Here is a 13,442-nt window from a genome sequence, read left to right on the forward strand (position 1 = left end):
AGCCAATGTCACAGCCTTCCCAATCCGCCACTCACCCGCAATACATCTGGTTCAACGGTACACTGGTGCCCTGGCAAGATGCCCAGGTGCACGTCATGAGCCACGCCCTGCACTACGGCTCCTCGGTGTTCGAGGGTGTGCGCGCCTACGATACCCCCAAAGGGACCTGCATCTTCCGCCTGCAGGAGCACACCCGTCGCCTGTTCGACTCCGCCAAGATCTACTGGATGGACGTGCCTTACAGCGAGTCCGAGGTCAATGAAGCCTGCCGCACCGTGGTGCGCGAGAACGGCCTGAAGAGCGGCTATCTGCGCCCGCTGGCCTTTGTCGGCAACGTGGGGCTGGGGCTGCATCCGCCGCTGGATGCCAAGGCTGACCTGATGGTGGCGGCCCTGCCGTGGGGCGCCTATCTGGGAGAAGAGGGGCTGAAGAACGGGGTGGATGTCTGCGTCACCTCATGGAACCGGCTCGCCCCCAACACCATTCCCACCGGCGCCAAGGCGGGCGGCAACTACCTATCTTCCCAGCTGATCAGCCGCGAGGCCAAACGCAACGGCTTCGCCGAGGGGCTGGCGCTGGATGTGAACGGCTACCTGAGCGAAGGGGCGGGGGAGAACCTGTTTCTGGTGAAGAACGGCGTGCTGTTCACCCCGCCCGCTACCGCCGCCATCCTGCCCGGCATCACCCGCGACACTATCATGACGCTGGCACGAGAGCTGGGTTACGAGGTGCGCGAGCAGGCGCTGCCCCGCGAGGCGCTCTATGTGGCGGACGAGATCTTTATGACCGGCACCGCCGCCGAAGTGACCCCGGTGCGCTCGGTCGATCGGATGAAGGTGGGCGCTGGCAGCCGTGGTCCGGTGACCGAGCAACTGCAGAGCGCCTTCTTTGGCCTGTTCAACGGCCAGACCGAAGACAAGTGGGGCTGGCTGACGCCAGTCAACGACTGATAAGAGAGGGGAGGCGTCATGCTTCCCCGAGTCGCTTCCGGTGAGAGCTTCCTAGAGGAGTCTTCACCAGGGTCGATTCCGATCCACTCGTATCATCACCGCATAACGCATCGAGCCCATATGGGCATTCAGGGAGTAGAGACAATGCCGAAGTTGAGATCCGCCACCACCACCCACGGACGTAACATGGCCGGGGCCCGCGCCCTGTGGCGTGCCACCGGAATGACCGATCAGGATTTCGGCAAACCCATTATCGCAGTGGTCAACTCCTTCACCCAGTTCGTGCCGGGTCACGTCCACCTCAAGGATCTGGGCCAGCTGGTGGCGCGGGAGATCGAAGCCGCGGGCGGCGTTGCCAAGGAGTTTAACACCATCGCCGTGGATGACGGCATCGCCATGGGCCACGGCGGCATGCTCTACTCCCTGCCGTCGCGGGAGCTGATCGCCGACTCGGTGGAGTACATGGTCAACGCCCACTGCGCCGACGCCATGGTCTGCATCTCCAACTGCGACAAAATCACCCCGGGGATGCTGATGGCCGCCCTGCGTATCAATATCCCGGTTATTTTCGTCTCCGGCGGCCCGATGGAAGCGGGCAAGACCAAGCTGTCGGATCAGATCATCAAGCTGGATCTGGTGGACGCCATGATCCAGGGTGCCGATCCCAAGGTCTCCGACGCCCAGAGCGATCAGATCGAGCGCAGCGCTTGCCCCACCTGTGGCTCCTGCTCCGGCATGTTTACCGCCAACTCCATGAACTGTCTGACCGAGGCGCTTGGTCTCTCCCAGCCAGGCAACGGCTCCATGCTGGCGACCCACAGCGATCGCGAGCAGCTGTTCAAGCTGGCGGGTCAGCGCATCGTGACCCTGGCCAAGCGCTGGTATGAGCAAGATGACGAGAGCGCCCTGCCGCGCAATATCGCCACCAAGGCGGCGTTCGAGAATGCCATGGCACTGGATATCGCCATGGGCGGCTCCACCAATACCGTGCTGCACCTGCTGGCGGCGGCACAAGAGGCCGGTGTCGACTTCACCATGGCCGATATCGACCGCATGTCCCGCAAGGTGCCGCAGCTGTGCAAGGTGGCGCCTTCTACCCAGAAGTACCATATGGAAGATGTGCACCGCGCCGGTGGCGTAGTCGCCATTTTGGGTCAGCTGGAGAAGGCGGGTCTGGTGCACGGCGATACCCGCACCGTGCTGGGTTGTTCGCTGGCCGAGCAGCTCGATGAATATGATGTCAGCCGTCAGCCGAGTCAGGCGGTGGTGGATTTCTACCGCGCCGGGCCAGCTGGTATCCGCACCACCAAGGCCTTCAGCCAGAATTGCCGTTGGGACGAGCTGGATGTGGATCGCGCCGGGGGGTGCATCCGCTCGCTGGAGCACGCTTACAGTCTGGAAGGGGGCCTTGCGGTACTTTCCGGCAATCTGGCCCTTGATGGTGCGATCGTCAAGACCGCCGGGGTGGATGACGAGAACCTCACCTTCCGCGGCCCGGCCCGGGTGTTCGAGAGTCAGGACACGGCGGTCGCCGGTATTCTGGACGGCACGGTCAAGGCCGGTGAGGTGGTGGTGATCCGCTACGAAGGGCCAAAAGGGGGCCCGGGCATGCAGGAGATGCTCTACCCCACCACTTATCTGAAATCCATGGGATTGGGCAAGCAGTGCGCCCTGATCACCGATGGCCGCTTCTCCGGTGGTACCTCGGGTCTCTCTATCGGCCACGTCTCGCCGGAGGCTGCCTCTGGCGGCACTATCGGTCTGGTGGAGGATGGCGACATCATCAGTATCAATATCCCGGCCCGCAGCATGGTGCTGGAGGTGGCCGACAGCGTGCTGGCCGCCCGCCGTGTTGCCGTGGAAGCTCGTGGCTGGAAGCCGCTCGATCGCCAGCGTCAGGTCTCCTTTGCCCTGCGCGCCTACGCCATGCTCGCCACCAGCGCTGACAAGGGCGCGGTGCGTGACCGCAGCAAGCTGGAGGAGTAAACCATGGTCTCAGCGGCTGATTATCTGCGCAAGGTGTTGCTCTCCCCCGTCTATGAGGCGGCGCGGGTGACCCCGTTGCAAACGTTGAAAAAACTCTCCGAGCGGCTCGGCAACCATGTCAGTTTGAAGCGGGAGGATCTGCAACCGGTCCACTCCTTCAAGCTGCGCGGCGCCTACCACAAGATTGCCACTCTGACCCAGGAGCAGAAGGATCACGGCGTTATCGCCGCCTCTGCCGGTAACCATGCGCAGGGAGTCGCCCTGTCGGCGGCCAAGCTCGGCATCAAGGCGATCATAGTGATGCCCAACACTACGCCGGACATCAAGATCGATGCGGTGCGCCGTCAGGGCGGTAACGTCATGCTGTTTGGCAACAGCTTCGATGAAGCCTATGCCGAGAGCCGCCGCCTCGCCGAGCAGGAGGGTTACACCCTGATCCCTCCATTCGACGATGTCGAGGTGATCGCCGGGCAGGGCACCATCGGCAAGGAGCTGCTGGATCAGGACATTCACCTCACCCACGTCTTCGTGCCGGTGGGCGGCGGCGGTCTGGCCGCCGGGGTGGCGGTTTACATCAAGCAGCTGCTGCCGGATGTGAAGGTGATCGGGGTGGAAGCTGAAGGGTCTGCCTGCCTCAAGGCGGCCATGGCGGCGGGCGAGCCGGTCAATCTGGATCGGGTCTCGCTGTTTGCCGACGGGGTGGCAGTCAGGCGCATCGGCGAGGAGACCTTCCGCCTGTGCAACCAGTATCTGGACGAGGTGGTGACCGTCTCCAACGATCAGATCTGCGCCGCGCTGAAAGACATCTTCGATGACTGCCGCGCCATCGCCGAACCCTCGGGCGCCCTGTCGCTGGCGGGGTTGAAAGCCTACAGCGAGCGGGAGCAGGTCAAAGGGGGGCGGATGGCGGCCATTCTGTCGGGTGCCAACGTCAACTTTCACAGCCTGCGCTACGTGTCGGAGCGTTGCGAGATCGGCGAGAAGCGTGAGGGCATGCTGGCGGTGACCATCCCCGAGCGCAAGGGGGCCTTCCTCGACTTCTGCCGTCAGCTTGGGCCCCGCATGGTGACCGAGTTCAACTACCGCTACTCGGATGCCGCTCAAGCTTCGCTGTTCGTCTCGGTGCGTCTCACCGGTGGCGACCAGGAGCTGGGCCAGATCATCGATCAGCTCGGCGGCAACGGCTATCCGGTGGTCAACATGACCGAGAGCGAGCTTGCCAAGAATCACGTGCGTTACATGATTGGCGGCCGCCCGGCCCGGCCTTTGGGCGAGCGTCTCTACAGCTTCAAGTTCCCGGAGCAACCGGGCGCCCTGATGCGCTTTCTCGAGACCCTGGGTTGTCGCTGGAACATCAGCCTATTCCACTACCGCAACCACGGCGCCGACTACGGTCGGGTGCTCTGCGCCTTCGAGCTGCCGGACGAGGACGTTGTCGCCTTCCACGACTATCTGCGGGAGATTGGCTACCGTTGGAAAGAGGTGAGTGACGACCCCGCCTACCGGCTGTTTCTGGCCAGTTGATGGCGCGATGAAGAAGGAGGGAGGCGTTGGCCTCCCTCTGTTTTTCAGGCTGTTGCTAGCCACCTTCGTCTGAGCCATTGAAATCCGTAGGCCAGCGCCATCAGCAGCAGAGTACCGGGCAGTACCGTCTGCCACAGGAACGCCGGCTCTTGTCCTGTCATCAGGATCAGCAAGGGATTGGCGCCTGCCGGAGGGTGGATGACATTCAGTCCCTGCATCAGGGCGATGGCCAGCCCGGTTGCCAGGGCCATCTGCACTTCAGCGGGGAGGGGAAGCAAGCCGATGACCAGCCCGATGCTGGCCGTCAGCAGGTGACCACCCAGCACGTTTTTGGGGCGCGCCAGCGGACTATCGGGCAGGGAAAACAGCAACACGCAGCTGGCTCCGAAAGGTGCCATTATCAGCGCCACCTGCCAGCTCAGATTGAGCCATTCCAATATGCCGATGGTGAGTGCGGCGCCCACGCCTGCCCATAACGGGCCATACCATTTCGTCATCATGTTTTCCTCTTGGTTTGCCAGCACTGATTAGGCACATTAGGTAGACAGATCGGTGTACTTCAAGAGGCAAATAATGAGCGAGAAGCGTCAACAGCTGGTGGCGACGGCCTACCGTCTGTTCAACCGTCATGGCTTCCATGCCACCGGCATAGATCGCATCTGGGCCGAGGCGGGCAGCACCAAGCGCACCCTCTATCGCCACTTCCCGACCAAGGACGCCTTGATTGAGGAGGTGCTGCGCGCGCGTGACCGGGAGTTCTTCGCCCTGCTTGACCAGCGGCTGGCCGGTGTGAGCGGACGTGAAGCTCGCCTGCAGGGGTTGTTCGATGGGTTCGCAGAGTGGTTTGGCCGCACTGATTTCTATGGCTGCAACTTCATCAACGCCAGCGCCGAGTTTGCCGAGCCGCGCCATCCGGTGCGCAAGCTGGTGATGGCGCACAAGCAGGCGTTGCTGAGCTGGGTGATGAACCAGCTCGAATGCACTCTGGCTCAGGCGACCGCGCTTTGCTTGCTGCTGGAGGGGGCGATTGTGATGGCTCACAGCTATCAGCAGCCGCTGGCTCTGGAGCAGGCCAGAACGCTGGCAAAGACCATTTTGGCCGACGATGGCGCGATAATGCAGGCCGCTTCACACTCCTGAGCTGCTGGTCATTTGAGGCTGCGTTCGGATGGGATACTCTGGAATGCGGGAAGCTGCCTGACGGCTTCACACAGGGAGAGTGCGCACTCAGGCGCCCATAACGACTTATTGCAGAGGCGAAAATATGAATAAATCCATGCTTGCCGTATTGGTCAGTGGTTTGCTGGCGGCCGGAGCCGTGCAGGCCGCCGCTCAGGACAATACCTGGTATGTCGGTGGCAAGGCCGGTTGGTCGAACTACTACGGGGTGGACAAAAACCAGGATATAGCCAATGCCTTCAGTGCGGTAGGTAACAATAGCGAGAACACCGACGATCTGGGGTTGGGAGCATTTGCGGGCTATCAACTTAATCCGAATCTTGGTTTTGAGCTGGGTTATGACTGGTTGGGCAAATATGAGTTGAAAGGGGGCAGTGGTAGTACAGCCCTAAATGCAGAAGCCAAGAGCCAGATGATTCAGGCCACCATGAAGATCAGCTTCCCGGCAACGAACGTGCTCGATCTTTATGGCCGACTGGGCGGCGCCTATGCCTGGACGGATAGCGAGATCAGCATCGCTAATATCAGCGAGACTGGCAAGAAGCATGGGGCTGCCTTCGTGGGGGCGCTGGGTGCTGAATACGCCATCGATCGTGACTGGGCCGCCCGTCTGGAGTATCAGTACACCACGCCGCTCGGCGATGCGTCTCTCGATCGTTCCGGCATCGAGCTGGACAACGGCCTGATCTCGTTTGGCATGCTCTATCGCTTCGGCCAGCAAGGTGGCGAGGTTGCCACACCGGCGCCAGCACTAGCCGTTGAACCTGCTCCGGTAGCGGTGGTTGAGCCCAAGACCTTCAGTCTGAGCTCCGATGTGCTGTTCGAGTTCAATAAGGCGACCCTGAAGCCTTCGGCCAATCAGGCGCTCGACGCCCTGTTCAGCCAGATTGTGGCGGCCAATCCGAAGGATGGCGTCGCGACTGTCATCGGTTATACCGACCGCATCGGCTCCGACAACTACAACCTGGCCCTCTCCGAAAAACGGGCCCAGAGCGTGGCCAGCTATCTGGTCTCCAAAGGCTTGTATGCCGACAAGGTGCGGGTCGAGGGTCGTGGCAAGGCCAATCCGGTCACTGGTAGCAACTGTGCCAGCCGCTCCAAGCAGGAGCTGATCGCCTGTCTGGCACCGGATCGCCGGGTGGAGATCAATCTGGAAGGGGTCTCCCAGCCAGTCCAATAAGCAGAGCGACGGGATCGATAGATGCAACAACGGGAGGCCAGGCCTCCCGTTTTCTATGGTGTGCTTGCGATGTCGCGTGTCAGAGCCCAAACAGCGGGCGCAGGCGAATGCCGATCAGGCTGCCTGCCAGTGCCATCAACATCCAGACCCAGCCGTGCAGGCTGCCAGACGCTGTGCCATCGAAGAAGCCGCCGAGGTTGCAGGCGGCGTACATGGCCCCCATCCCCATCAGCAGGCCGCCAATGATGGATGCCAGACTGTTGCCGAGCCGCATCGGGGCGAAGTTGCCGCCACCGCTCAGGCAGCGCGCCAGCATGGCCCCCAGAATGCCGAGCCAGAACATGCCGACCATGGGGTTGATAAAGAGCGGCTGGGCCAGTTTCGGGTTCCCCTCGAACAGGCCAAACAGGGAGGCGCCGCGCAGCGCCATGTCATAGACGGCGCCGGTGATGGTCCAGGCCGAGCCGTGTAGGGCGACCACGGCCGAGTTGAGCAGGGCGATGATGATGCCGCCGGTCAGCACGGTGAAGCGGCCATCGCGCCAGAACAGATTGCCACCGCTGAAGAGAGGCTTGAGCTCGCCGGTGCGCTTGAGTTCGCTGTTGCGAAACAGCATGAACAGCACGGCGACCAGCGCCAGGTTGAGCAGCATGCCGCTCCAGATATTGCCGGTCAGGTCTTTGGCCAATACCACATGACTGGAGAAGGTGGCGGTCAGTTCAGGCCGGAACTGGTTGCTGATGAGGGTGCCGATGCCGTAGCAGATCAGCACCAGCCAGAAGCGGGGTTGCCCCTCGCCACAGCAGTAGAGAGTACCGGTGGCGCAGACGCCTGCCAGCTGCATGCCGATGCCGAACAGGAAGGCTCCGACGATGAAAGGAATGCCGATAGCCATCACGTTGCCCACCATGGCATCGCCAAACAGGGCGTGATTAAAGGAGAGGAAACAGGTGAACAGCAGAATTTCGATGGCGATGGTGAGCAGGTGAACCCGCACATAGTAACTGTTGCGCTTGGTCAGCATTTCGCGCCAACCGAACACGATGCCGAAGCGGCTGAAGGAGAGGGTGAAGCCGAAGCCGAATCCGATCAGGGCCATCAGAGCCCATTTCATACCAAAGGTGTTGCCAAGCCAGAGTAACGCTCCCCCCGCGAGTGCCACGATGGGGAGCGACCATTTTCGATTCATGTCTGTTGATCCTTGTAGTTGGTTTTTTAGAGGGGCGGATCCTATTCCCTCATGGAGTCCAATGCTACCCATTTTGCTAACGCAGCGGAAAATGGCGGCGCTGACTCCCGTCAGCGCCGGGGATCAATGGTGGGTGGTGTCGAGATGGAAGTGGCGAGTCTGCTTGGTCAGGATACGGGCGTGCTGGGCGACCATGGTCGCCTCTTCGGCGGCGTGGCTGGCGCTCTGGTTGACCTCGGCCGCCAGCCGGGACATCTCGCTGACCTGATGATTAATCCCCTGAATGAGACGGGTCTCATCGCTCATTAGCTGATCGACCTGGGCAATGCGCTGGTTGATCGCCTCGCAGCTCTGGCCGATCCGGGCGACGCTCTGGCGAGCCGTCATCGCGTGGGTGACCGCCTGTTCGACCCGGGCCAGCTCGGCATCCATTTCGCTGGCGGCGCGCAGGCTGACATCCTGGATCTTGCCGATGATGGTGTTGATCTCGGTGGTGGCGCTGCCGGTGCGGGTCGCCAGCGAGCGGACTTCATCGGCCACCACGGCAAAACCACGGCCCTGTTCGCCCGCTCGGGCGGCTTCAATGGCGGCATTGAGCGCCAGTAGATTGGTTTGTTCCGCAATGCCGTGGATAGCGCCCGCCAGCCCGGCAATTTGCTGTGAGAGCCCGGTCAGATCCGAAATGGTGCGAGATACTCGCTTCACCCCCGCAGCTTGATCCTCGATCACCTGTTCAACGGTGTGAATGGCGTGAGTGGCTTCTTGTGCGCGGGTGGCGGACTGGAGGGTCTGCTCCCCCACTTGATGCAGTTGGCTACCTGCCTGCTCGATGGCGTGGGTGAGCTGTTCGATGGCCTGCTCGATATGTTGGGCCGCCCCAACCTGTGCCTCACTGTCATCTGCGTGGCGCTGTGCCATGGCTGTCAGGTTGGTGGCGCGATCATCCAGCGTGCTGGCGCTGCGCTGCAGCGACGCCACCAGAGTGGCCAGCTGGTCGCGCATTGCCCCGATCTGGCGGATCAGTTCACCGATGGCATCAAGACCCGGCTCCGGCATGGGGCTGTTCAGCTCCCCTTTGGCGATGGCGGCGGTGGCTTTGCCGGCGGCCAGCAGTCGCTGTTGGGTCGGCCGTCCCAGCCAGAAGATGAGCCCGGCACCCAGCAGTGCGGCGCACAGCAACAGGCCGTAACAGAGTTGGGTGGTGCTGGCGAGATGGGCCATCTGCTCGGCGGCATACTGGTTGCCGCTGATGACGGTGGCATCCACTCCCTGCCGGTGGGCGTTATAGAGGGTGTGCAGGCGCGCGGCAATCGCTCCCGCCTGCGTCAGATCCCCCGCCTTGATGGCGGGGACAAACTGGGCGTTGAGCAGTTGCCAGAACAGCTCCCCCTGCACTTTTTGCTCCCCCAACAGCAGCTCCCTGAGGGGTTCGTTCAGGTTGCTCTCTTGCCAGAAGCGGTTGCGGCCCTCGAACTCTTGCTGCAGTCGGGCGAGGGTTTGCAGCAACGCCTCCCGCTCCTCCGATTTGGCATGGAGCAGGGTGTAGACCTGCAACTGTGATTCGATGAGGTAGAGGGGCGGCGGCAGAATATCGGCCACCACGTCCTTCCCCTGTCCCATCTGGTCGGCTGCGCTCCGGACCGAGTAAAGCCCGAAAAAGCTGATGGAGATCAGCGTGATAATGACCATGATCCCCAGAACCTGGCCAAAAAGCAGGGATCTGTCGTGAATGTGCTTGAGCATGTTGCCTCCATTCGGCTCCGTCCATGGATAGCATAGCTCTCTGTCGGGATGATGCTGGGTGTGACCAGTAGTCGCGAGTCTGCTCTGGGAAATGGGGGTAGCGGTCAGGGGGGGCGGATGGCACAAAAAAGAACCCCGGCAGATGAGCCGGGGTACAGGGTGGGTGGCGCTATGCCCGTTTTGGTGCCGCTCTGCCTCGACGCAGGCCATCAAGGCTAAACAGCACCAGCGCGCTCCAGATGCAGGCGAAGGTGAGCTGCTTGTCTATCGCCAACTCTTCCCCGTAGAGGGTGACCGCGAGAATGAACATCAAACTGGGGCCTATGTACTGAAAGAAGCCCAGGGTGGAGAGCTTGAGCCGGGTCGCGGCGGCAGTGAAGCAGAGTAGGGGAGCTGTGGTGACGGCACCGGCGGCGATCAGCAGCAGATTGAGGTGCCAATCATTTTCTGTGAGATGGCTGGTGGGACTGTCGGCAAAGCCCCACAGATAGATGGCCGCTGGCGGCAGCATGATCATGGTTTCGATCAGTAGACCGGTGAGGGCATCGAGGGCCAGCTTTTTGCGCACCAGACCATAGATGGCGAAGCTCGACGCCAGCACCAGCGCAATCCAGGGGAGCGAACCAAAGGCGATGAGCTGGATCGCCACCCCGGCAAAGGCCAGTGCGACGGCCCACCACTGCAGGCGGCGCAGCTTCTCGCTCAGAAACACCATCCCCAGCAGCACGTTGAACAGCGGGTTGATGTAGTAGCCGAGGCTGGCATCCAGCATGTGACCGTTGTTGATGGCCCAGATAAACAGCAGCCAGTTGCCACCGACGGTGACCGAGGTAAACGCCAGTGTCAGCAACACTTTTGGCTGGCGCAGCACTGCCTGCACCTTGTGCCACTGACGGCCGAGCAGGGTCAGCACCATCAGCAGCACGCAGGACCAGATCATCCGGTGGGTCAGGATCTCGGCGGCCGGGACGGCAGAGAGGGTCTTGAAATAGATGGGGGCTATGCCCCAAAGGGTATAGGCGCACAGGGCGTAGATGACGCCCTGACGCTGGATCTGTTGCGGCATGGGGATGACCTTTACTGAAGCGTTGGATGCGGGAAAACATCGCAAAAAATCAGTGTAGCGATCCTTTTGCGGGGAAAGAAGCGAATAAACGAAGTTTGAGGGGAAGGGAGCTCGTGGCTGGCCGGTCAGCCTTTACCGCGGCGGATCTTGTCGACATCCATCAAGAGCCACAGCATCAGGGCGATGGCAGAGATCCAGGGGCCCCAGGTCACGTAGGCCTCGCCGTGCCCCAGTACGAAGAACAGCAGGGGCAAACCGATCACCAAAAAAACGACGCTTCCCAGAAAAAATAGCATTTTTGTCTTTATATTTAACATGTTGGCTATTTTGTCATTATAAGGATTGAGCTCTGTGATGGAAGGCCAAAAATGCAAAAGGGGGATATTTCCCCCTTTTTGATCCAATAGTGTTGTTTGGTGGGGTTATTCCAGCTGAATCCAGGTGCTTTTCAGCTCGGTGTACTTCTCCAGTGCATGAAGCGACTTGTCGCGGCCATTGCCGGACTGTTTGAACCCGCCAAATGGCATGGTCATGTCGCCACCGTCCCAGTTGTTGACGAACACGGTACCGGCGCGCAGGGCGCGCGAGCCCTTGACCGCCTTGTTGAGATCCGCCGTCCAGATCGCCGCCGCCAGCCCGTAGTCGCTGTCGTTGCCAAGGGCAATGGCCTCTTCGAGGGTATCGAAACCGGTCACTGCCAGCACAGGGCCGAAGATCTCCTCGCGGAAGATGCGCATCTGCGGGGTCACGTCGTCAAAGATGGTGGGTTCGATATAGAAGCCGCCACTCTCCATATTGGTGCGGTTGCCCCCCAGCAGCAGTTTGGCCCCCTCCTGCTTGCCAATCTCGATATAGCGCAGCACCTGCTCCATCTGGATGTGATCCACCACGGCGCCGATGCGGGTCGCAGGGTCGAGCGGGTTGGCCGAAATCCACTCGCGGGCATGGGCCAGCAGCCGCTCCATAAATTGCGGCTTGATGCTGTTTTGCACCAGCAGGCGGGAGGCTGCAGTGCACACCTCGCCCTGGTTATAGAAGATGGCGCCAGCGGCGCTCTTGGCCGCGGCGTCCAGATCTGGTGCATCCGCCAGTATGATGTTGGGGCTCTTGCCGCCGCACTCCATAAAGGCGCGCTTGAGGTTGGATTTGCCGGAGCACTGCACCAGATGTTTGCCGATCTTGGTGGAGCCGGTGAAGGTGATGCAGTCCACATCCATGTGCATGGCCAGCGCTTCGCCCACGGTGTGGCCAAAGCCCGGCAGCACGTTGAACACCCCGTCCGGAATGCCCGCCTCCTTGGCCAGACCCGCGATGCGCAGGGCGGTCAGGGGGGATTTTTCGGAAGGCTTGAGAATGATCGAGTTGCCGGTAGCGAGCGCCGGGCCCAGCTTCCAGCAGGCCATCACCAGTGGGAAGTTCCACGGCACGATGGCGGCGACCACCCCGAGCGCTTCGCGGGTCACCAGCGCCAGGGCAGACTCCTCTACCGGGGCGACCTGATCGTAAATCTTGTCGATCGCTTCGGCGTTCCAGGCGATGCAGTTGGCGGCGGCGGGGGCGTCATAGCCCATGGCATCGCCGATGGGTTTGCCCATGTCGAGCGACTCCAGCAGCGCCAGCTCCACCTTGTTGAGGCGCATCAGCTCGGCGAAGCGCTGCATGATCAGTTTGCGTTGCTTCGGCGGCAGGCCGCTCCAGCGTTTGTCGTTGAAGGCGTCACGGGCGGCCTGCACCGCCAGTTCGGCATCGGCGGCATCGCAGGCGGCCACCTTGGTCAGCAGCTTGCCGTTGGCCGGGTTGATGCACTCGAAGGTGGCGCCATTGACGGCATCCCGATAGCTGCCGTTGATAAAGGCTTGCGAGGGCAGGGTCAGATGGGCGGCCTTGTGTTGCCACTGGGCCAGGGTCAGGTCACTCATGTTCACTCCTTGAACCGGCAAAAGTCAGTTTCCGCGTATCAATATGCTAAACATCCTGCCGCTTGTAAATCCATCTTGTAACAATTCATTAAACATTGGCCCCCTGCCGACGCGCGTCCTAATGTCAGAAACTGGCGGGGGTGTTGGCCGAAATCAGCATGCACTCCTGCTCGCCACTATTGCGAAAACGGTGGGGGGTGCGGCTGTCGAAGTAGTAGCCATCCCCTGCGCCCAGCAGGTAGATCTGCTCGCCCACAGTCACTTCAACCTCGCCCTTGATGACGATGCCGCACTCTTCACCCTCGTGGCTCAGCATGTCGTCACCGGTGTCGGCGCCCGGTGGCAGCACCTCCTGCAACATACCGATGGCGCGGTTGGCACGGCTGTGCCCGACCAGCCGGTAGCTGATGGGGTGAGTGCCGAGATCCGGCATATCGGCGGCACGGAAGATCACTTCGGTGCTCATTTCGGTCTCTTCGGTGAAGAAGCTGGCCAGCGACATGGGGATGCCTTCCAGCACCTTGCGCAGGGAGGAGACAGAGGGGCTCACCTGATTTTTCTCGATCTGGGAGATAAATCCGTTGGTCACACCGGAGCGCTTGGCCAGCTCGCGCTGGGATAGGGCTGCCGTGGTGCGAACCGCCTTGAGGCGGTGACCGATATCCATCTATAGACACTCCTTGACTGTTTACTATTATTAAAATTG

12 protein-coding genes are annotated in these 13,442 nt (G+C 61.4%); 5 read left to right on the forward strand and 7 right to left on the reverse strand.

Annotation, left to right across the window (positions count from 1 at the left end; translation table 11 throughout):
• The first annotated feature begins 5 nt into the window (after positions 1-5).
• From BN4575_RS11310 to ilvA, 3 genes are all read left to right on the forward strand, one after another.
• On the forward strand, positions 6-950 hold the full coding sequence (locus BN4575_RS11310; RefSeq protein ID WP_068978247.1) for a branched-chain amino acid transaminase: 945 nt from the start codon (positions 6-8) through the stop codon (positions 948-950).
• Between the two features lie 144 nt (positions 951-1,094).
• Complete coding sequence (ilvD, locus tag BN4575_RS11315) at positions 1,095-2,936, forward strand: dihydroxy-acid dehydratase (RefSeq protein WP_068978248.1); 1,842 nt, start codon at positions 1,095-1,097, stop codon at positions 2,934-2,936.
• Positions 2,937-2,939: 3 nt separating this feature from the next.
• A complete protein-coding gene (gene ilvA / locus BN4575_RS11320; RefSeq protein ID WP_068978249.1) occupies positions 2,940-4,460 on the forward strand; it encodes a threonine ammonia-lyase, biosynthetic in 1,521 nt (506 codons plus the stop codon).
• A gap of 44 nt (positions 4,461-4,504) precedes the next feature.
• On the opposite strand, the gene BN4575_RS11325 is transcribed toward ilvA, so the two are convergent.
• Entirely contained in the window at positions 4,505-4,957 is a 453-nt protein-coding gene (locus BN4575_RS11325; RefSeq protein WP_068978304.1) for an HPP family protein, read from the reverse strand.
• A gap of 76 nt (positions 4,958-5,033) precedes the next feature.
• Here BN4575_RS11325 and BN4575_RS11330 point away from each other — a divergent pair, with 76 nt between their 5' ends.
• Together BN4575_RS11330 and ompA are read left to right on the forward strand one after the other, a co-directional pair.
• Entirely contained in the window at positions 5,034-5,600 is a 567-nt protein-coding gene (locus tag BN4575_RS11330) for a TetR/AcrR family transcriptional regulator (RefSeq protein WP_068978250.1), read from the forward strand.
• A 124-nt stretch (positions 5,601-5,724) separates the two neighbouring features.
• Complete coding sequence (gene ompA / locus BN4575_RS11335) at positions 5,725-6,819, forward strand: porin OmpA (protein ID WP_068978251.1); 1,095 nt, start codon at positions 5,725-5,727, stop codon at positions 6,817-6,819.
• Positions 6,820-6,898: 79 nt separating this feature from the next.
• On the opposite strand, the gene BN4575_RS11340 is transcribed toward ompA, so the two are convergent.
• The 6 genes from BN4575_RS11340 to BN4575_RS11360 all read right to left on the reverse strand — a co-directional run bounded on the left by BN4575_RS11340 (position 6,899) and on the right by BN4575_RS11360 (position 13,403).
• Positions 6,899-8,008, reverse strand: coding sequence for a YeeE/YedE thiosulfate transporter family protein (locus tag BN4575_RS11340; RefSeq protein WP_176716432.1), 1,110 nt, complete (start codon positions 8,006-8,008; stop codon positions 6,899-6,901).
• Between the two features lie 123 nt (positions 8,009-8,131).
• Positions 8,132-9,751 (reverse strand): methyl-accepting chemotaxis protein, encoded by a 1,620-nt coding sequence (locus BN4575_RS11345; protein WP_068978252.1) that lies wholly within the window; start codon positions 9,749-9,751, stop codon positions 8,132-8,134.
• A 169-nt stretch (positions 9,752-9,920) separates the two neighbouring features.
• A complete protein-coding gene (gene rarD / locus BN4575_RS11350) occupies positions 9,921-10,817 on the reverse strand; it encodes an EamA family transporter RarD (RefSeq protein ID WP_068978253.1) in 897 nt (298 codons plus the stop codon).
• A gap of 125 nt (positions 10,818-10,942) precedes the next feature.
• Entirely contained in the window at positions 10,943-11,113 is a 171-nt protein-coding gene (locus BN4575_RS21745; protein ID WP_162850131.1) for a hypothetical protein, read from the reverse strand.
• 126 nt (positions 11,114-11,239) lie between these two features.
• A complete protein-coding gene (locus tag BN4575_RS11355) occupies positions 11,240-12,736 on the reverse strand; it encodes an aldehyde dehydrogenase (protein ID WP_068978254.1) in 1,497 nt (498 codons plus the stop codon).
• 124 nt (positions 12,737-12,860) lie between these two features.
• Complete coding sequence (locus BN4575_RS11360) at positions 12,861-13,403, reverse strand: cupin domain-containing protein (RefSeq protein WP_068978255.1); 543 nt, start codon at positions 13,401-13,403, stop codon at positions 12,861-12,863.
• Positions 13,404-13,442 lie beyond the last annotated feature (39 nt).

This window comes from Aeromonas sp. EERV15 (assembly GCF_900079845.1).
In the GTDB taxonomy this organism is placed as follows: Bacteria; Pseudomonadota; Gammaproteobacteria; order Enterobacterales; family Aeromonadaceae; genus Aeromonas; species Aeromonas sobria.